Below are 19,176 nucleotides of genomic sequence, written 5' to 3'. Positions count from 1 at the left end.
CAACGTTCCCGATTTGGTGATAATTTAACCAACGGGCGAGCAGCGTGCGGCTCGCCCGTTGGCAGTTCCTCCTGGGTCCAGATCCAGTAGCTTTAAGTTGTGTCCGCGTGACATCGAGCGCGCAAACCAACTCGAAGCGACTGGATTTACGCGCTCGATGTCGCTGGGTGACATCAGCCGGGGGACACAGGAGCACGTCTGTGAACGCCTCATTTAATACGCAGCCGTCCGAGGCCGTCGCCCACTTCGGCCCCGCAACCGCAGGGTTGGTGTGGCATCCCGCGCCGGCCGGGTTCAGCGGTGCGGTTGTTTGGCGGGGGGACGATTCAGCGGGTGTACCACAAGTGGCCCTCAAAGGGTGGCCGCTGAGCACCACGCTTGAACGCGTTCGAGAGGTTCATTCCTGGCTTGCGCCTGCGTCGGCACTTCCGTTCGTACCGACCGTGATACGAAATACGCTCGGCGGCACCGCGGTTTCCGCGGTCGGGCGCGTCTGGGACGCGTGCCGGTGGCTTCCCGGGGCACCAGCGCCCCAGCCAAGCGAGGCCGAGACGCGGGCGGCGTGCGAAGCGGTCGCGCAACTGCACCTCGCGTGCCCGGCCGAGCCGGTGAAGCGCCCGTGCCCCGCGGTCGGAGCCCGCCTCCGCTTGTTAGTGGACCATCAGGCGCTCTACGCGGCCGGAACGATTCTGCCACCCCTTGCGCCACAACTCGATGCGCTCTTGGCTCGTGCCGCTGCGGAGATCGGTCGGTGTGCCGATGCGGCGGTTGAGGCGTTACGACCGTGGGCCGCGTGGCCGGTCCGGGTGCGGCCGTGTGTGCGCGACCTCCGACGCGAGCACGTGCTTTTCCAGAGTTCGGCCGTTACCGGAATTATCGATTACGGAGCGATGGCGATCGATACCCCGGCCGGCGACCTTGCCCGGCTCCTCGGCGATTTCGCCGAAGCCGATCCCGCGCTCTTTGAGGAAGGGTTGAGCGCGTACCGGCGCGCGGGCGGCCCGCTCGACGTGCCCAACGAGTTCGTTCGGCTGCTCGCGACCACGGGCACCCTTTGCTCTTTACTCGGCTGGCTGTTCCGCCTCTTCGTGCGCGCGGAGCCGGTCACCAACCCCGTCACGCTGGCCCACCGCCTCACACACCTGATCAGTCGGGTCTCACATCTGGTCCATTTCTAGATCGTTTGCTTTCGGTGCCCGGTTTGAGCGAACGGCGGGTCGAACGAGGCCGGTACGACCGGAGTGCGCGTTCGATAAATCCGACACCGTCGGAATAACAGTCAAAGCCGCTGAAAATGACGGCCGCGGATATTTGACACCCCCGACGCGCGCTCTACGGTTCGGGTGTGAACGGGTCGTCTGGCAACGCCGGTTCGGTTTCGAGACGACGGCCCGGTGATTTTCGGTCGCCGGTCCGCCGAAGTGGCGGCCGGGGCACCAAGAGTTGACCGGTAGCGACGCCCGCGTGACCGAGTCCCGGCGACCGGCCGGCTCGCGCAGCACACGGAGAGATGTCATGCTCGGCCGGTTCACACGGCGGGTCGTCGAGTTCCTGAAAGGGGAAGACGGTCCGACCGCCGTCGAGTACGCCGTCATGCTGGCGCTGATCATCGTCGTGCTCGTCGCGGCGATCACCAACATCGGCGGCACGACGAGCGCGATGTACAACGATTTGAGCCTTCAAGGGGTGAAACCCGGCGGCTCGGGGTCCTGACCTGGTGAGTGGGTTTCGGTTCGTGGCGCCGTGCGGGGCGGGGAACCCGGTGCGGCGTCGGTCTGGTGGTTACCAACTTTTTACGGGAGATCGGATCATGCGCAGTCTGACCAAGAGCCTGGTGAACTTCCTGAAGGCCGAAGACGGCCCCACCGCCGTCGAGTACGCCGTGATGCTGGCACTCATCGTCGTGGTGTGCATCGCCGCCATCACCACCCTCGGCTCCAACGCCAACAGCACCTTCTCCTTCGTCGGCTCGTCCATCAAGCCGACCGGTGGCACCGCCGCCAGCTAAGTGGCCTGCGGGATTACCGCACAGGCGTGACACGGGCCGGTACGCTACGGCGGCACCGGCCCGTGTCGCGCGCCGAACACACCGGTACGAGCGCCCCCCGGCCCGTAACCTCAAACCCGTGACACGAGAACCTGTAATGAGTAACGCCGCACCCGTCCTGCCGACTCCGGTCACCGCCGCGGACGACTCGCTCGGGATCGACCGCGCGTTCGTCCTCCAAATGGCCAAGATGCCGCTCCTCGCGCTCGCGTGGCTGGCGGCCGGGATCGCGTCCCATTTCCTCTGGGCCGCAATCTGGCCCGAGGGCCTCAACGGCGGCCCGCTGGTGGTGATCTGCGCCGGCATGGTCTTGGCCGCGTTCGTGGACGGGTGGGCGCTAAAGGTGCCGAACTGGCTCACCCTGCCGCTGGTCTTGAGCGGTTGGATGTTGGGCGCGCTGCACGACCTCGGTGCCCCGGTGGGGGCCGGGACCGGCGGGTTCGGCCTCGCGGTACTGGGCACGCTGCTCGGGTTCGCGCTGCTGCTCCCGATGCTTGTCATCAGAGGGGTCGGCGAGGGTGACGTGAAGATGCAGATGGGGTTCGGGGCCTGGGTCGGGGCGTTCTTCGGCACCGGTGCCACCACGTCCGAGGCCGGCGGCCCCGCGCTGCACGCAATGGGCGTCGTGTTCTGGGCGTTCTGCTTCGGTGCGATCGCCGGCGGCGCGTTCGGGCTGGTCATCATCTTCGTGCGCCGCCAGTTCTCGCAGAACGCGGGCATCGTGAGGGAGATCATGGGCGACCTGATGATGTTCGGCAGCGGTCAGGTAAGCGCGGCGAGCAAGCGGGCGGAGGAGCGGCGCCGCCGCTGGACCAAACTCCCTTACGGGATCCCGCTGTGCGTCGGGTTCCTGCTGTACCTGGGCTACGCGCTGTTGCTTGTGGGGTGACGGCTGTTGAACCGGTTCGGGGCGCGGCGGATCGTCCTGAGTCCCGAACCATCGGACAGTAATGGGCGGCATTGAGGCACGCGACGATCGGAACTCACGGCCGGCCTCAAACCGTTGAGTGTAATCAGAAAAATCGATCGAGCCGCTCCCACGATGCGGGCCGCGGTGAGCTATAGAATTGGCAATCTGCGAATTTTCGGCACAGATCAGAAACTCCGAAATATTGAAGGAACCCGACCCGCCCGGTCGATTCAGAGGGCGGGGAGAATGGCGTCACAACACATCGGTTCGGCAAAGCCGGCAGGATTCGACGAATCGGCGCTCTCGCTTCGAGCGCCCGGATCTCGACCACCGGATCGGACCGACGGCGCCTCGGGTCTCGACCAGCAGCGGGCTTCGCGTGCCGTCCCAAGTGGGACCGGCGGCGCGTGCGCCGCCGGAGCGCCCGACCGGGCGCGGCCGCAGGGCCGTTGGACCAACAATCCCCGAGGTTTTTGCACCCATGAAGCAGAAGAACGTGATCCTGATGGTGGTGGCGGTCGGGTGCGGCCTCGTGGCCGCGTTCCTGACCGCACAGATGAGCGCCAAGCCCATCGAACAGATGGAGGTCGTGGTCGCGGCCAAGGACCTGCCGGTCGGCACCATGCTCGGAAAGGAAGACCTGAAGGCCGCGGTCAAGATCGTCAAGCGGCCGAAAGAGGGGCTGCCGCCGACGGTGGTGCTGAACCCGGAGGAGCTGGTGGACAAGCGCCTCTCGCGGCCGATCCGGGCCGAGGAGGTGATCAACTCGCAGGACCTCAGTAAGGGCGGGGTGATTACGCTGCCCGAGGGGTACCACATGGTGTCGCTCCAGTTGGGGGCGGGCCAGGCCGCGGCCGGGTTCGTCGGGCCGGGGAGCCGGGTGAACGTCCACGCCACCATGCGGCTGGGGAGCAAGATCGAGGCGTTCCCACTGCTGGTCGACATGCTCGTGGTCGCGGTCGGGACCGAGACGGCGTACAGCAAGGAGGGGACGTTCCCGAACCTGAACATGGTGTCGTTCGCGGTGCAGGAGAAGCAAGCCCTGCTGCTGTCGCTGGCCAAGAGCCGCGGTTGCAACATCGAACTGATGCTGCGGCGCCCGGGAGAGTCGATCGACAGTGACAAGGCTTACAATATCGACGAGGTGATCAAGAAGCTGTCCGACGAAAAGAACCCGGCCCAGGTGACCGGCGCGGGCGAGAGCGCTCCCAAGGGCCGGTCCGGCGAGCCGACTGAGTCCGCCCCGAAGGCCGAGCCGCCCGCGAAGGAGGTGCCCCCGGCGCCGCAGCAGAAGCCGGAGCCGCCCCCGATCCCGATGGTCAAGGTGCTGGTGGCCAAGAGCGACATCAAGCCGAACACCGAGATCACCGCGGACCTGATCCGCGAGGAGTTCGAGGAGGCGACCCTGCCCAAGCAGTACGCCGGCGGGGCGCTGGGGGACCTGAACGAGGCCCTCGGCCAGTTCCTCCGCACCGGCGTGGCAAAGGGCCAGTGGGTGACTCCGGGCATGGTCGGCATCCAGAGCCCGAAGACATCGCCGCCGCCCGCCGAGCCGAAGCCGACGATCGAGCCGCCGAAGCCAGCCGAACCGCCGAAACCGGCCGAGCAGCCGAAGCCGGTGGCCAAGCGGAAGACCCTCGACGTGACGCTCCACACGGCCAACGGGACCGTCATTCACCGGTACGAGGAGCTGGCCGCGGGCAAGTGGAAGAAGGTGGCCGAACTGACCCCGGAGCGGGCCAACCAGGCGGAAGCCCCTGACGCGCCCGAGCCCCCGAAGGGGGACCGCAAGGTCGACTGACGAAGCACCCGTTCCCCGGCTGTGGTGGCGAGATCGCAACCGGGGGACACAACCCGACGGCCGCGCACCGGTCAGGAAGACCTGTGAGGCCGACGGGCGCCCAGGCGGGCCGAACCCGCCGCGAGATTGGAACCCGGTCGGGTCCGCACCCGAACCGGCACCAGTGCAGCGGGGGCGGAGCGATCCGCCCTCACTACGAGGAGAGGTGACAGGATGCACCGTAACCGTACCACCCGGCGGTTGTTGCCGTGGGCGCTCGTTATTACACTCGGCTTGGTGGCTGTAACTACGGGTTCCGGTCAACCGCCCGACCCCAAGAGCCCCACCCCGGCGGACCTCGACAAGAGCGGCGCGGTCGTGGTGCCGCTCGGCGGGCTCCGCTCCTTCGACCCGAAGCTCAAAGGCGGGGTGCCGCCGACCGACATTCTGAACAGCCGCGAGGACGTGCTGGGCGCGCGCCCGGACCCGAACGACCCGACCAAACTGCTGCTGACCGGTAAAACGGCCGGCCTGAGCCAACTGACCATCGTCCAGAAGGACGCGCCGCCGCTCAAGTTCGACGTGGTGGTGAAGCCCGACCTGGCCCAGCTCCGCAAGCTGATCCGCGACACGGTGCCCACCGCCAGCGTGACCGTCGAGCCGGGCCTCGGGAACGTGATCGTTCTGAGCGGGTACGTGACCAGCCCCAGCGACGCGGACATCGTCCAGCGGCTCGCGAACAGCGCCGTGGGCGGCGCCAACGCGAACGTGATCAACGCCGTCCAGATCGGCGGCGTGCAGCAGGTGCAGATCGACGTCGTGGTGGCGTCGGTGGACCGCAACCAGCTCCGCAGCCGCGGGTTCGACTTCGCCCTGCCGGGCCGCGGGAGCTTCTCGTTCAGCAGCCTGGTGAGCGGCCTCCTCGGCGTGCAGTCGGCCGGCGGCGTCACCACCGCGACCTTCAGCCCCGACTCCAACTTCCAGTTCGCGGTGGTCCCCAACCGGTTCTTCGGGGCGCTGCGGGCGCTGCGCACCGAGGGGGTGGCGAAGTTCCTCGCGGAGCCGCGGGTCGTGACCCAGACCGGCCGCCCGGCGTTCTTCCGGGCCGGCGGCCAGCAGGCGATCATCAGCGGGTCGTCCGGGATCACCGGCCCCGGCGTGACCCTGCAACCGTTCGGGACCGAGCTCACGGTGGTGCCGATCGTGTACGGCAACGGGCTGATCTGGTTGGACATCAACCCGCGCATCACCGCGGTGAGCCAGGGGCTCGGGATCACCATCAACGGGTCCAGCAGCCCGGGCTTCACGGAGCAGAGCGTGCAGTCCACGGTGCTGCTGGAGTCGGGCCAGACGTTCGCCATCGGCGGGCTGATCCAGAACAGCGTGAACGCGTCAGCCTCGAAGGTGCCGGTGCTCGGCGACCTGCCCTTCGCGGGGACCTACTTCAGCCGCGTGGAGCACACGGTCCGCGAGAGCGAGCTGGTGATCCTGGTGACCCCGCGGCTGGTCCACCCGATGGACCAGTGCCAGGGGCCGAAGCGGCTGCCGGGCCAGGAGACCCGCAGCCCCGACGACTACGAGCTGTTCCTGGAGAACGTGCTCGAGGCGCCCCGCGGGCAGCGTAAGGTGTGGAACGGCAAGTGCTACAACGCGCCGTACAAGTCCGACCCGACCGCGGCCAAGTACCCGTGCATCGGCGGGGCCTGTGCCAGCCCCCTGCCCGGGACGGCCGGGGCCCTGATCGCCCCGCAGTACGGCTCGCACTCGCTCCCCACGACGGGACCGGGTCAGCCGCCGGTCGCCCCGACGGCCCCGGTTCGGACGGGCGCCGCGCCGGCCGCTCCCGCGCCCGAGACCCCGGCCCCCGTCCCGATGACGCTGCCGCCGGTGGGCGGGGCGACGCCGGCCGAGCCGGCCCCGGTGCAACTGCCGCCGCTGCCCCCGGTCGGCGGGTCCCCGGTGCCCTAAGGTTCGGAGCCGAAAAGGTTTGGCGAGCGCCGGAAGCGGACCGGGGCGAAAGCAGCGGCGAGCCCCGGCCGCCGCCACTCTCGCCCCGGCTGTTCGGGCGGCGGCGAACCGCGGCCACGTGATAAGTCGAAAGTTAGCGCGGGGCAAAATGGTGTGCTAGCCTTTCCTGCCCCCCCGGCTCGGCGCCGGGCCAGGGGTGACGGACAGGAACGGTCCCCCCGCGACACAACACACCCGGTGCCGGCCATGCAACGCGTCGCGATCGTCGACCCCACGGAATCCACCCGCGAGTCGCTCCGCACCCTGCTGCTGGGCGTGGATTTCGTGTGGCTCGAGGCCGAGTGCGCCCGCTACGAGTACTTCTTCGAGGTGATCCAGGCCTCGACGCCGGACCTGGTGATCGTCACGCTCGACGCCGACAAGAACAAAGCCCTCCAGATGATCGGGCAGCTCTCCGTCGAGCACCCGAAGCTGCCCATCCTGACCATCAGCCACGACCACCAGGCCCTCCTCCAGTCCCTTCAGAAGGGCGCGAAGTACTTCCTGACGCACCCGGTCGGGCTCGAGGACATGCTGGCCGCGCTGCGCCGGGCGCTGGGCGAGGCGGGCGGCGAGGCGCCGTCGGCCGGGGGGACCGCCTCGGCCCGCCAGACCGGCTCGTCGTCGATGATCGCGGTGCTCGGCTCCCGCGGCGGGGTCGGCACCACCACCCTGGCGGTCAACATGGCCGCCACCCTCGCCTCGGACCCGACCAACGCGGCGGCGCTCATCGACCTCGACCTCGCGCTGGGCGACGCCGACATCGCGCTGGAGGTGAACGGGTTCGAGAACATCAGCATCTCGGACCTGGCCCGGAACATCGAGCGGCTGGACATGAACTTCCTCAAGCGGGCGATGGCCAAGCACGAGCCCACCGGGCTCGCGATCCTGCGCCACCCGCTGGAGATCGCCGAGGTGGGGCTGATCCACGAGCAGCACGTGGAGCGGGTGCTGAACCTGCTGAAGATCAGCTACACGCACCTGGTCCTCGACCTCAGCAAGTGCCTGCTGCCGACCGACCTGATGGCGCTGCGCATGGCGGACATGATCATCCTCGTGGCCCAGCTCGAGCTGAGCAGCCTGCGGAACGTGGTCCGGCTGATCCACTGCCTCGGCGGCGAGGAGAACCTGGCCGACAAGATCCGCGTGGTGATCAACCGGCAGGGGGCCGACTCGGTCGAGGAGGGGATCAGCCTGAAGAAGGCCGAGGAGGTGATCGGCAAGCCGATCTTCTGGCAGGTGCCCAACGACACGAAGGCCGTCATCGGCGCCCGCGTGGCCGGGCACCCGCTGGTGAAGCACGCGCCCAAGAGCCGGGTGCAGCAGAGCATCTACGGGCTCACGCAGGCCCTGTACGGGAAGCCCGTCGGGGGCGGCGACGCGAAGGGCAGCAAGGGCGGCTGGGGCTTCTTCGGCAAGCGCTAACGTTTGCGCGCCGGGCCTCCCCCGAGCGGCCCGGACGTGACGCGCCGGACACCGGACACCGGACACCAAATACCGAACACCAATGAGCCGACTCCAACAGGGCATTTCGAAGCTCAACAGCCTGAACGCCGGCGGCGGCCCGAGCGGCATCTCGCGGCTGTCCAGCCCGAGCATGGCCGGGCCGGGGGGCGGGGGCAAGAACTTCGACGAGCTGAAGCGCCAGATCCACTCCAAGCTGGTCGAGCGGCTCGACTTCACCCGCGTCAAGGACCTGTCCTCGGACGCGATGCGGCGCGACATCCGCCGCGTCATCGAGCACCTGTGCGACACCGAGAACCCGCTGCTCAACCGCATCGAGCGGGAGAAGCTGATCGAGGAGGTGCTCGACGAGACCCTCGGGTTCGGGCCGCTGGAGGTGCTGCTCAAGGACCCGACCATCTCGGACATCCTGGTGAACGGGCCGCACAAGTGCTACGTGGAGCGGCGCGGCAAGCTCGAGAAGACCGACGTCAAGTTCCGGGACAACGACCACCTGATGCAGATCATCGACCGCATCGTGTCGAAGATCGGCCGGCGGGTGGACGAGACCAGCCCCATGGTGGACGCGCGGCTCCCGGACGGGTCCCGCGTGAACGCCGTGATCCCGCCCATCGCCCTGGACGGCCCGAGCCTCTCGATCCGGCGGTTCGGGGCGAACCCGCTGAAGCTCGAGGACCTGCTGAACTACAAGGCGTTCACGCCCGAGATGGCGATGCTGATGGAGGCGTGCATCAAGGCCCGCCTCAACGTGCTCATCTCCGGCGGCACCGGGTGCGGTAAGACCACCCTGCTGAACACGCTGTCGAGCTTCATCCCGGGCGACGAGCGGGTGGTCACCATCGAGGACGCGGCCGAGCTCCAGCTCCAGCAGGACCACGTGGTGCGGCTCGAGACGCGCCCGCCCAACATCGAGGGCAAGGGGGCGGTGAGCACCCGCGACTGCGTGCGGAACGCGCTGCGCATGCGGCCCGAGCGGATCATCATCGGCGAGGTCCGCGGGTCCGAGGCGCTGGACATGCTCCAGGCCATGAACACGGGCCACGGCGGGTCGCTGGCGACGCTCCACGCGAACACCCCGCGCGAGGCCCTCACCCGCCTCGAGACGATGATCATGATGGGCGGGTTCGAGCTGCCGGTGAAGGCGATGCGGCAGCAGGTCAGCTCCGCCATCGACCTCATCATCCAGGCCAACCGGCTCCAGGGCGGCCCCCGCAAGATCACCCACATCACGGAAGTGATGAACATGGAGCAGGACATCATCATCATGCAGGAAGTGTTCCGGTACAAGCAGCTCGGGATCGACCAGAACGGCCGCGCGTACGGCCAGTTCGAGGCCACCGGGGTGCGGCCGACGTTCATCAACCGGCTCGAGTCGAAGGGCGTGAAGCTGCCCAGCAACATGTTCGCCGAGCGCATCCTGATGCGCGACTGACCGGGACCGAATTCGCAACGGCGAGCCGCGAACGGCACACACGAGACAACGGCCAGAAGACCGGGCGGGGCTACGGGGGACGCGGGTCCGCGCCCCGCCGCCCGCGCCCCGCCGCCCGAACTCCCAAGGTTGACCCCGATGAGCACGCTCCTCCTTCCGGTCCTGATCGGCGGCCTGGTGATCGCGATGGTCGCCCTGCTGTACCTCGCGCTGCGCGCCAACCCGGACGGGGCCGCGGCCGACCGCCTCGACCAGCTGGTCGGCCGCAGCACGCGGAAGGACTCGTCCGCCGACATGCTGCTCAAGCAGGCGCTGCAGGAGGTGGACAAGAAGACGCTGATGGACAAGCTGATGCCGGAGTTCTTCAACCTCACGAAGACCTTCGAGCAGGCCGACTGCAACATCAAGCCCAGCGCCCTGTTCGGGATCTCGCTGGGGCTGAGCGTGCTCGGCGCGGCGATGAGCATCTGGCTGGTGAACCTGTACGTGCTCCCGATCGGGGCGCTGACGTGCTTCGCGCTGCCGTGGCTGTGGCTGCACATGAAGCGCTCGTCGCGGCTCAAGGCGTTCGCGGCCCAGCTCCCGGACGCGATGGAGCTGGTGGCCCGGGCGCTCCGCGCCGGCCACTCGCTGGCCGCGGGCATGCACGTGGTGGCGGAGGAGATGCCGGCCCCCATTTGCAAGGAGTTCGGCCGGGTGTACGAGGAGCAGAACCTCGGCATCCCGCTGGAGGAGGCGCTCAAGGGCATGTGCGACCGGGTGCCGAACCTGGACCTGAAGTTCTTCGTCACCTCGGTGGCGATCCAGCGCCAGACCGGCGGCGACCTGGCCGAGATCCTCGACCGGATCGGGCACATCATCCGCGAGCGGTTCAAGATCCTCGGGCAGGTGAAGGCGCTGACCGCCGAGGGCCGGCTCTCGGGCGTGGTGCTGATCGCCCTGCCGATCGGCCTGTTCGTCATGATGCTGTGGACCAAGCCGGACTACGTCGAGATGCTGTGGAAGGACGACCTCGGGATCAAGATGTCGATCGGGGCGGTCGTGCTGATGCTCATCGGCTCCTACGCCATCAAGAAGATTGTGGACATTAAGGTTTAACGGCCGGCGCGCGGCGCTTCGTCCCCCCGCCCCGCGCACGAAGCCGCCGCGCCGACAGCCGAAACGCCAGACACGCACCCGGAGCCACCTGTGGAACTGCTCGCGCTGTTGTCCGCCGCCGAACTCGCACCGATCCTCGTGTTCGTCGCCATCATGGCGGGCACGTTCTGGGTGCTGTCGCTGATCTCCAGCCGCAACAGCCAAGCCGAGGAGCGGCTGGAGCGGATCGGCCGGCCCAAGTCGCTGGTCGAGATCGAGATGTCGCAGGGCGAGAGCGGCAACCGGTTCAAGGGGATCAAGGACGCGTTCTCCAACCTGGGCGGGGTGATGGAGCCGCGCACCGAGCTGGAGAAGAACTCGATCCGCATCCAGCTCGCCAACGCCGGGTTCCGGAGCGAGAACGCGGCGGGCGTGTACCAGGGCATCCGCGTAGTTTGCCTGGTCGTGTTCCTCCTTCCCGCGCTTTTCTTCTTCTTGCTCAAAGACGGGTTCACCCTGAAGTCGATTGAATGGACGGTGGCCCTCGGCGGGCTCGGGTTCTACCTCCCGCAGCTCGGCCTGTACCACCTGCGGAGCACGCGGCAGAAGGAGATCTTCCTGACCCTGCCCGACGCGCTGGACCTGCTGGTGGTGTGCGTCGAGTCCGGGCTCGGCCTCGACGCCGCGCTGCGGAAGGTGACGGACGAGATGAAGGGGCACGCGAAGACCATCTGCGAGGAGTTCTCGCTGGCGAACCTCCAGCTCCAGATGGGCCGCCCGCGCCGCGAGGTGCTCCACGACCTGGGCGTGCGGACCGGGGTGGACGACGTGCGGTCGCTGGCCGCGATCCTGATCCAGGCGGACCGGTTCGGGTCCAGCATCGCCCAGGCGCTGCGGGTGCAGTCCGACTCGATGCGGGTGCGCCGGCGGCAGATCGCCGAGGAGAAGGCCGCCAAGACCGCGGTGCAACTGATCTTCCCGCTGGTGCTGTTCATCTTCCCGTCGATCTTCGTGGTGCTGGTCGGCCCCGCGGCCATCCAGATCTACAAGAACCTGCTGAAGCCGGGCTAGCGGCTGCCAGGGGGGACGGGCCGCGGGGCGGGGCCGCGGCTCAACCGGGCGGAACCGACGAACGCCCTTGTGACAGAGTGATCGTAGCCGGGCAGGACGCCCGATTTCGTTCTCAAGGAGGAGAGTGCGATGACCAAGTCGATGCGCGCGGCCGCCGCGGCCGCGGTTCTGACCGCCGGGCTCGGGTCCGTCGGGTGCGTGGGCACCGGCGCCCACCGGGGCGGCGACGCCACCCTCGGGGACCGGTACCGCAACTACGTGGACCCGTGCTACCCGGAGCGGTACAACCACGCCGCCCGGCAGGCGACGATCGCCCCGTTCGCGCAGCAGGTGCACAACGGGCACGTGCTGAACCAGACCATCTACACCTACTACTTCGAGCAGGGTACCGACAAGCTCACGCCGGCCGGCACGGCCAAGCTGGACTCGATCGCCCGCACCCGCCCGGCGCCGGACCCGAAGCTGTACATCCAGGCCGCGACCGATGACATCCTGCTGACCGACGCGAACGCGGACAAGATCGTCGAGCTGCGGGCCGAGCTCGACGCCAAGCGCGCCGCGGCGGTTCAGAAGTACCTGGCGACGGTGCCCGCCTACGCCCCGGTCCAGTACGAGGTCGCGGTCCACAACCCGTCCACCCCGGGCGTCAACGCCGAGTTCGCGACCGGCGCCTACCGCACCTCGGCCCTGAACTACTCCGGGGCGCGCGGCACCGGCACCGCCAACGGCGCGGCGATCGGCACCGGGGGCGGCGGCACCAGCCTGACCGCGCCGCCCGCCGGGACCCCGCGGTAATCCGAAACCCGGACAATCCGACAACCCGCCCGGGGCCGGGCGCCAATCGTTGGCGCCCGGCCCCGATTTCGTGTCCTAAGCTTAACGCGCCCGCCGCACCCGGGGTTCACACGATGTCCACCCGACCGATCCTCCCGTTCGCGCTGGCCGCCGGCGCGGCGCTGACCGCCGCCCTGCCCGCCGGTGCGGCCGAACCCGGCGCGCTCGTCGCGGGGTACGGCACCGAGTTCTACGAGTACTGGACCGGGCTCCTGAAGCAGCAGAACGGCGTGGTGATGGCCGCGCTCGGCTTCGGCGCCGTGTGCCTGTTCATCATCACCCGCGGGAAGTGGCGGAAGTGAGCGTTGCGGCGTGCGGAGTGCGGCATAAACGCCGCTCCCAATTCCGCGCGCCGGATTCTGCGTGCTTCGTGCTTTCAATCCGCGTTCCGAATTTCGCACTCCGAATTGGTGCAACATGGGTCTGAGCCGCAGCGCGGTCGTCGCGGACTGGGACGGGAACCCGGCGCCGGAGGCGCCGGCGTCGCCCGAGTCGCTCAAAGAGTCGGGGCTGACGCAGGGCTTCATCTGCGACATGCTGCTCCGCACGATCTACACCCGCGGGGTGATGCTCGGGCGCGACCTGGGGCAGTTCCTGTGCCTGCCGTTCAAGGTGATCCGCGAGCCGCTCCGGTTCTTGAAGGACGAGAAGCTGATCCAGGTGGACGGCGGCGACCTCGTGGGCGAGGTGAGCTACCGGTTCAGCCTGACGGACCTGGGGCGGGACCGCGCCCGGGCCGCGATGGAGCAGTGCGCGTACGTCGGGCCGGCGCCGGTGCCGCTCGAGGACTACGTCGAGCAGTGCTACCGCCAGACCGTGACCGGCCTCACGTGCTACCCCGAGGCGCTAAAGGCCCCCTTCGGCCACCTGGTGCTGAAGGAGGACATGTTCAACAACATCGGCCCGGCCATCATCAGCGGCCGGAGCGTGTTCATCTACGGGCCGCCGGGCAACGGGAAGACGGCGATGGCGCGGGCCATCGGCGACTTCATGAACACCGCGGGCGGATCCATCTACATCCCCTACGCGTTCGTCGCGGACAACAACATCATCACGGTGTTCGACCCGTCGCTGCACGTCATCGACGACACCGCCGTCGAGTACGGGGACGAAGCCGACGCGGCCGTCCGCAAGCTGCTCTCGACCGGCTCCGTGGACCAGCGGTGGGTGCGCATCCGGCGGCCCGTCATCGTCACCGGCGGCGAACTGAACCTGCCGATGCTCGACCTGAAGTACAGCGCCGAGTCGAAGTTCTACCAGGCGCCGATCCACTTCAAGGCGAACGGCGGGGTGTTCCTGATCGACGACTTCGGCCGCCAGCTCGTCAGCCCCAAGGACCTGCTGAACCGGTGGATCTTGCCGCTCGAGGACCGGCACGACTTCCTCACGGTCGCCAGCGGCAAGAAGTTCCAGGTGCCGTTCGAGCAGCTCATCATCTTCAGCACCAACCTGGACCCGAAGGCGCTCGTGGACGACGCGTTCTTGCGCCGCATCCGCCACAAGGTGGGCATCCAGGCCCCGCAGCGGGACGTGTACGAGAAGATCTTCGCGTCCAACTGCAAGCGGCTGGGCATGAACTTCGATCTGGCCGCGGTGGATTACTTGTACGAGCGGTACTACACCAAGGGCCGCGTGCCGCGGGCGTCGGACTGCCGCGATTTGCTGGAAACGGTCCAGTCCATCTGCCGATACAGACGGCAACCCGTGCATCTTACGCGCGACCTGATGGTCGAAGCTTCGGCCAGTTTCATCGCCGAGTTCACGTGACCCGGGCGCGTCGGAGCGCGAACACATATTCGAGGTGGGCCATGGACGGCCGAGTTTCTTTCCGATGGCTCGCGTTCGGGTGCGCCGTCGCCGCCGCGCTCGGGTGCAACCGCAACGCGGTGCAGCCGTCGCCGTTCGGCCAGATGCCGAACACGACCGGCGCCCCCGCACCCGCCCCTACCGCCACGGCCAAATCGATGTGGGGCGGGGGCTCGAGCGCGGCCCCGCCGCCGGGGGCGGTGGAGCTGACCCCGCCGCCGTCGACGGAGCCCCCCAAGGCGGAAACGCTTGTGGCCCTCGCCGACGTGCGCCTGGACGCCGCGTTCGACGAGAAGACCGCGCCGGGCAGCCGGGAGCCGCTACTCGACATGGCCCGCGAGGGGTACCAGAAGGCGCTCAAACAAGACCCGAAGAGCCCGATCGCCATGCTCGGGATCGCCCGCTTCTACGCGAAGGTCGGGGAGAAGGAGAAGGCGCTCGAGGCGTACAAGAAGTACCTGACCACCTACCCAAAAGACGTCAAGGTGGCGCACGAGGTGGCGATCGCGCACGCCCGGTGGAAGGACTGGCCCGGGGCGGTGGCGTGGTGCCAGTTCGCGCTCACCCACATGGACCCCGAGAACCGCGACGTGAAGAAGTTCCTCGGGTTCTGTCAGGCCCGGGTCGGCAAGTGGGACGAGGCCCTCGCCACGCTGAGCCAGATCATGCCCGAGGCGCAAGCCCGGCACAACCTCGCGGGGCTGCTCGACCACCTGGGGTACCCGGAGCACAGCAAGCAGCAGCTCCAGCTCGCCACGCAAGCGGACCCGAATTACGTTCCGGCCCGCGACTTCCTCACCGAGCTCACCCAGCCGCGCGGGGCGACCGAGCCCGAGCAGGTGCGGCAGGCGTCCGGCGAGCAGCCCGCGCCGTAGCCCGGACGGGCTCGGCCCGCGGGGCGAACCCGTCACTCCGCTATTTCTTGAGTTCGATGAGCGCCGCGGAGCCGTCCGACAGGGGGACCAGCGCGGTACCGCCGGCGACCCCGCTCGCCGCCGCGGGGACCGCCCCGGGCAGCCCCACGCTCTTGGTGTCGAGGGCCGCTCCGGTCGCGCCGTCGAGCACCCGCACCCGCCCGGCCAGGTCGGTGACCACCCACCGGTTCGCCCCCGCCGGTTGCGGGTCCCCGACGGGTGTGCCGCTCGCGTCCTCGCTGAGGGGCACCGTCCAGAGCGGCTCGTCGCGGTCGGGGTCGATTGCCCCGACCGCTTTACCGTCCACGACGTAAGCGACCGCGGCTCTGTTGCCCTCACCGGTTTGAACCGCGAGCCCGGAGCTCAGCTTCCCGGCGGGCAGGCGCGCGCCGCCCGCTCTCCACCGCCGGAGCGGCGCGCCGGACTTGTCGGACGCGAACATCCACACGCTCCCGCTCACGTCGCCGACAATCAGCCGCGGCGGGCCGTCGGCTTCACCCGGCACCACGGCCCCCGGACCCGCGACCGCCTCACGCAGCACCCATTCGCCGAGTTCTCGACGGGCCGCGTTGGCCCCCGGGGGCCACTCCCAACGGGTGAGCTTCTTCCCGCCGTCGGAGGTCACGAACGTCGTATCAGACAGCGGGGTGATGCCACAGACCGCTGCCGCGGCGGGCCGGTCGCCGCGCCACTTCGGCCCCGCAATCAGTGCGGCCGGCGCGGTCACCCCGGCCCCCGGAATGAACCGGTGCACGAACCCGTCGGCCGCCGGGATGTGCAAGGCCCCTCCCACCACCGCGGGCTGACCGGCCAACTCGCCGGGGGCGCCGACCTCGTCCTCACCCAGCAGCTTCCCGCCCGCGACGCGCCGGACCACGAACTTGGGGCCGCCCTTGGCTGTAACGGGGGTGACCGCGAACACCGTTTGTCCGTCCGCCGCGGCGGCCACCACGGTCGGCCCGCTGGCGCCCGGCGGCGCCGACGCGATCACCCACTCCGGTTTCGCCGCGAGCGACTGGCTCGCGGCGACCTCGCCCGCCACGGGCACGACCACGATGCCACCATCTTCGTCCACCAGCACGAAGGAGTCGCCCTGAGGCACGGGACCGGCACACCGTTCGGCCGACGACAGCTTGGCGGGCACCAACCCGAGCTGGCGCTGCCACCGCACTTCGCCGGTGCGCAGGTCGAACGCCACCGCGCGGCACCCGGACGAGTTCGCCGACCGCACGACCAGACACGCCGCGTCCTTTCGCGCGCTGAGCTGCGGGCCGTGAACCGGCTCGCCGACGCCGGCCCGCGTCCCGGCCAGTACGACGTCTTGTCCTTTGTTCGGAACGAGCACGAGCCGCGCCCGCTGCAAGTGCCCCCCGGCCAGCAGCCAGTACTCCGACTCCCCAACCGGGATCACCAGCCCGCGCACGGGCCGGTCGTCCGGCGTGCCCGGGAGCGCGGGCGCCGCCATCGGAAACAGAGGCTTGTCCAGGTTCCCGGGTTGGTTCACACCGAACACGCGGAACTGCCCGGTGTCCGACGCGACGGCGAGGCGCTCGCCGTCGCACACCGGCGGGTACCACACCCACCCCGGGACCGGTACCTCGGCCGCCGGGGCCGCGGGCGCTTCCGGGACCGTCGCGCCGTCGGGCGGGGGCTCGACGGTTCCGACCGGGAAGGCCCGCAGGTTGGTGACCGTGGGGCCGTGGGACTGCGAAAGGATGAGCCACCGGTCGGCCGGGTCGGTGCCCTCGGGGCCGACGAACAGCGGCGGCACGCGCAGGGTGCCGGCGAGGTGCCCGGTGGCGACGATTTGAACGCACCGCGGGTTGATGCGGTTGCCGCCGTCGTCCTTGCCGCCCGCGTCGATGACGTACAGCCGCCGCGCCTCGGCCGCGACGTACAGCAGGTTCGTTCCGGGGCGGAGGACGGCCCCGTTCTCGGCCAGGGTTTGCCCCAGGCGAATGTGCCCGATCCGCTGCCCGGTGGCGAGGTCGAACTCGTACACGGTCCCCTCGGGGTCCCGGAGCGGCACGAACGCCCGCCCCCCCACAACCACCGCCGGGCCGGCGGGGGCCGGAAGGGGCTGGTACCAGAGCGGCGCGCCCGTTTTCAGGGCGTGCCCCGACACCGCCGCGGACCCGCCCACGTTGGACGCGACGACGGCGATGTCGGTCGGCCCGCCGGCCAGCGTCACCCGGGTCACAACGGGCGGGTCGGTGATGTCGGCCCCGACCCGCGTGGCCCACAGGAGGGTCCCGGTGTCCTCGTCGAGCGCGTACAGGATGCCGCGGGCCACGCACAGGAATACGGTCGGGGGCGCGGCCCCGACACCGGCTTCGTGCAGCTTGGTTTTGCCGACCGGGGTGACGAACAGCAGCGACGCGGCCGTGGTCGGCGGGACCGGCTCCGGGGGGGCCGGGTCGTCCGTGTAGCGAACCAGCTTGCGGAGGTTCCCCTTCGCGGTCGCAACGAGCGCCCGCACCTCAGGGTCGTCGATGAAGCCCGCGGCCCTGAGCTCGGCTTCCGCGCTCAGGATGAGTGCGTCGGTGGGGGCCTCGAGCTGCGCCTTGGCTCGCGCGAAGGCGGCCGTGCGGGCCCGCTCCCGCTGGACGCTTTTCTCCGCCTGGTCGAGGCGCCCTTTCAACTTGTCCAGGGGCTGGTCGTCCGGGCCGCGGAGCGGGTCGAGCGCCGCGACGAGCTCGCGCCCCTTGGCGACGGCCGCGTCCGCCTGCGACAGCTCCTCGGACTTGGCGCGGTCCGCCTGGTAAGCCGTGACCCGGTCGCCGGCGTACTCGGCGATGTCTTCGCACAGCTTTTTGCCGGCCTCGAGCACGTCGCGGCCGTACTCGGTCGGTTTCGTCAGCGGGGAGCTCTTGTGCGATTCGAGGAACGCCGCGAACCGCTTCAGGGCCGGCTCGTAGTCCTGGCGGTTGGTCACCGCGCGGACGGTCACTTGCGTGGACGACAGGTCGGCAAAGAACTTGTACTTGTTGACCCGATCACTGCCCGGGTAATCCTGCACGAGCTTTTCGTACAGCTTGCCGGCGGCGGCGTATTCGGCCTTCTGGTACTCCTCTTGGGCGCTCTTCGCGAGTTGCTCTTCCTTCTTCCCCTCGGTCTGCAAGATGTAAACGATCGCGAACCCGAGCGCCGCGACGATGAAAATTCCCATGCCCGCGAGGAGCAGCGGGGCGCGGTTGCTCTTCTTCTTTTTCTTCCGGACAACGATCCCGTCGTCCGGGTCGTCCGCGGGTGCGGGTTTGAGCGGCTTCTTGTCTTTCTTCGGGGGCGGTACGTCGGTCCCTTCGGACCACACGACCTCTTTCACCTTGGGCGGCTTGACGACCGCCGCGGTCACGATCGCGGCCTCGACGATTTCGGGCTCGGCCGGTTTGGGCGGCTTTTTCGGCGCGGGCTTGGGCTCCGCTCTCGGTGCGGGTTTGGGCTCCGGTTTCGGGACCGGGGGTGGCTCGGGCGCCGGCGGCGCGGTGGCGACCATCGGCCGCACCGTGAACACCTGGCGGCACTCCAGGTTCGGGCACCGCATCGACTTCCCGCTCATCTCCGACTGGAGGGTGAAGCGCGTTTCGCAGTGCGGGCACTGGGCAACGATCGACACTGGGTGCCTCGTGGGGCGGAACAAGTGGGACGAGCGGCGATGGGCCTATTCTAAGTCCCAACCGCTTCCCGGGTGAACCGCCTTTTTCGCCCCGAAACGCGGAACCGGCGACACGCGGTACCCTGTGCCGTGTGCTCGCAGTAATCCGCGCGTGCGCGTAAGACCCACTGCCGCAGAAGGAATGAGGGGTCGAAACCGGCCGCGCGCCGCGGGGTGAC

The 19,176-nt window shown here is 69.2% G+C and carries 15 protein-coding genes; 14 read left to right on the top strand and 1 reads right to left on the bottom strand.

Annotated features, from left to right (window positions below):
• The first annotated feature begins 44 nt into the window (after window positions 1–44).
• The 14 genes from R5W23_RS23500 (at window position 45) to R5W23_RS23435 (ending at window position 15,303) form a co-directional block, all read left to right on the top strand.
• Window positions 45–1,178 (top strand): phosphotransferase, encoded by a 1,134-nt coding sequence (locus R5W23_RS23500; protein ID WP_320688408.1) that lies wholly within the window; start codon window positions 45–47, stop codon window positions 1,176–1,178.
• Between the two features lie 337 nt (window positions 1,179–1,515).
• Window positions 1,516–1,713, top strand: coding sequence for a Flp family type IVb pilin (locus R5W23_RS23495; RefSeq protein WP_320688407.1), 198 nt, complete (start codon window positions 1,516–1,518; stop codon window positions 1,711–1,713).
• A 97-nt stretch (window positions 1,714–1,810) separates the two neighbouring features.
• Window positions 1,811–2,008 carry a Flp family type IVb pilin gene (locus R5W23_RS23490; RefSeq protein ID WP_261188399.1) on the top strand — a complete coding sequence of 66 codons (198 nt, stop codon included), beginning with the start codon at window positions 1,811–1,813 and terminating at the stop codon, window positions 2,006–2,008.
• 136 nt (window positions 2,009–2,144) lie between these two features.
• Window positions 2,145–2,936 (top strand): A24 family peptidase, encoded by a 792-nt coding sequence (locus R5W23_RS23485; RefSeq protein ID WP_320688405.1) that lies wholly within the window; start codon window positions 2,145–2,147, stop codon window positions 2,934–2,936.
• 502 nt (window positions 2,937–3,438) lie between these two features.
• Window positions 3,439–4,758: a Flp pilus assembly protein CpaB gene (gene cpaB / locus R5W23_RS23480; RefSeq protein WP_320688404.1), complete on the top strand. Its 1,320-nt coding sequence runs from the start codon at window positions 3,439–3,441 to the stop codon at window positions 4,756–4,758.
• Between the two features lie 213 nt (window positions 4,759–4,971).
• On the top strand, window positions 4,972–6,705 hold the full coding sequence (locus R5W23_RS23475; RefSeq protein ID WP_320688403.1) for a type II and III secretion system protein family protein: 1,734 nt from the start codon (window positions 4,972–4,974) through the stop codon (window positions 6,703–6,705).
• Between the two features lie 246 nt (window positions 6,706–6,951).
• The gene (locus R5W23_RS23470; protein ID WP_261188395.1) at window positions 6,952–8,169 is read left to right on the top strand and encodes an AAA family ATPase; all 1,218 of its coding nucleotides are present in this window, start codon (window positions 6,952–6,954) and stop codon (window positions 8,167–8,169) included.
• A 172-nt stretch (window positions 8,170–8,341) separates the two neighbouring features.
• A complete protein-coding gene (locus tag R5W23_RS23465) occupies window positions 8,342–9,640 on the top strand; it encodes a CpaF family protein (protein WP_407936159.1) in 1,299 nt (432 codons plus the stop codon).
• Between the two features lie 138 nt (window positions 9,641–9,778).
• On the top strand, window positions 9,779–10,738 hold the full coding sequence (locus tag R5W23_RS23460; RefSeq protein WP_261188393.1) for a type II secretion system F family protein: 960 nt from the start codon (window positions 9,779–9,781) through the stop codon (window positions 10,736–10,738).
• A gap of 90 nt (window positions 10,739–10,828) precedes the next feature.
• A complete protein-coding gene (locus R5W23_RS23455) occupies window positions 10,829–11,788 on the top strand; it encodes a type II secretion system F family protein (RefSeq protein WP_320688402.1) in 960 nt (319 codons plus the stop codon).
• Between the two features lie 129 nt (window positions 11,789–11,917).
• The gene (locus R5W23_RS23450) at window positions 11,918–12,583 is read left to right on the top strand and encodes an OmpA family protein (RefSeq protein WP_320688401.1); all 666 of its coding nucleotides are present in this window, start codon (window positions 11,918–11,920) and stop codon (window positions 12,581–12,583) included.
• 113 nt (window positions 12,584–12,696) lie between these two features.
• Window positions 12,697–12,924, top strand: coding sequence for a hypothetical protein (locus R5W23_RS23445; RefSeq protein ID WP_261188390.1), 228 nt, complete (start codon window positions 12,697–12,699; stop codon window positions 12,922–12,924).
• A 115-nt stretch (window positions 12,925–13,039) separates the two neighbouring features.
• Window positions 13,040–14,389, top strand: a complete 1,350-nt coding sequence (locus R5W23_RS23440; RefSeq protein ID WP_261188389.1) for an ATPase — start codon at window positions 13,040–13,042, stop codon at window positions 14,387–14,389.
• A gap of 41 nt (window positions 14,390–14,430) precedes the next feature.
• On the top strand, window positions 14,431–15,303 hold the full coding sequence (locus R5W23_RS23435; RefSeq protein WP_320688400.1) for a tetratricopeptide repeat protein: 873 nt from the start codon (window positions 14,431–14,433) through the stop codon (window positions 15,301–15,303).
• Window positions 15,304–15,343: 40 nt separating this feature from the next.
• Here R5W23_RS23435 and R5W23_RS23430 read toward each other — a convergent pair whose 3' ends face one another.
• Window positions 15,344–18,958 (bottom strand): outer membrane protein assembly factor BamB family protein, encoded by a 3,615-nt coding sequence (locus R5W23_RS23430; protein ID WP_320688399.1) that lies wholly within the window; start codon window positions 18,956–18,958, stop codon window positions 15,344–15,346.
• Between the last annotated feature and the right edge of the window lie 218 nt (window positions 18,959–19,176).

The sequence above is a fragment of the Gemmata algarum genome (genome assembly GCF_034097035.1).
Classification (GTDB): Bacteria; Planctomycetota; Planctomycetia; order Gemmatales; family Gemmataceae; genus Gemmata; species Gemmata algarum.
This window is presented reverse-complemented; position numbering and strand designations above follow the sequence as displayed.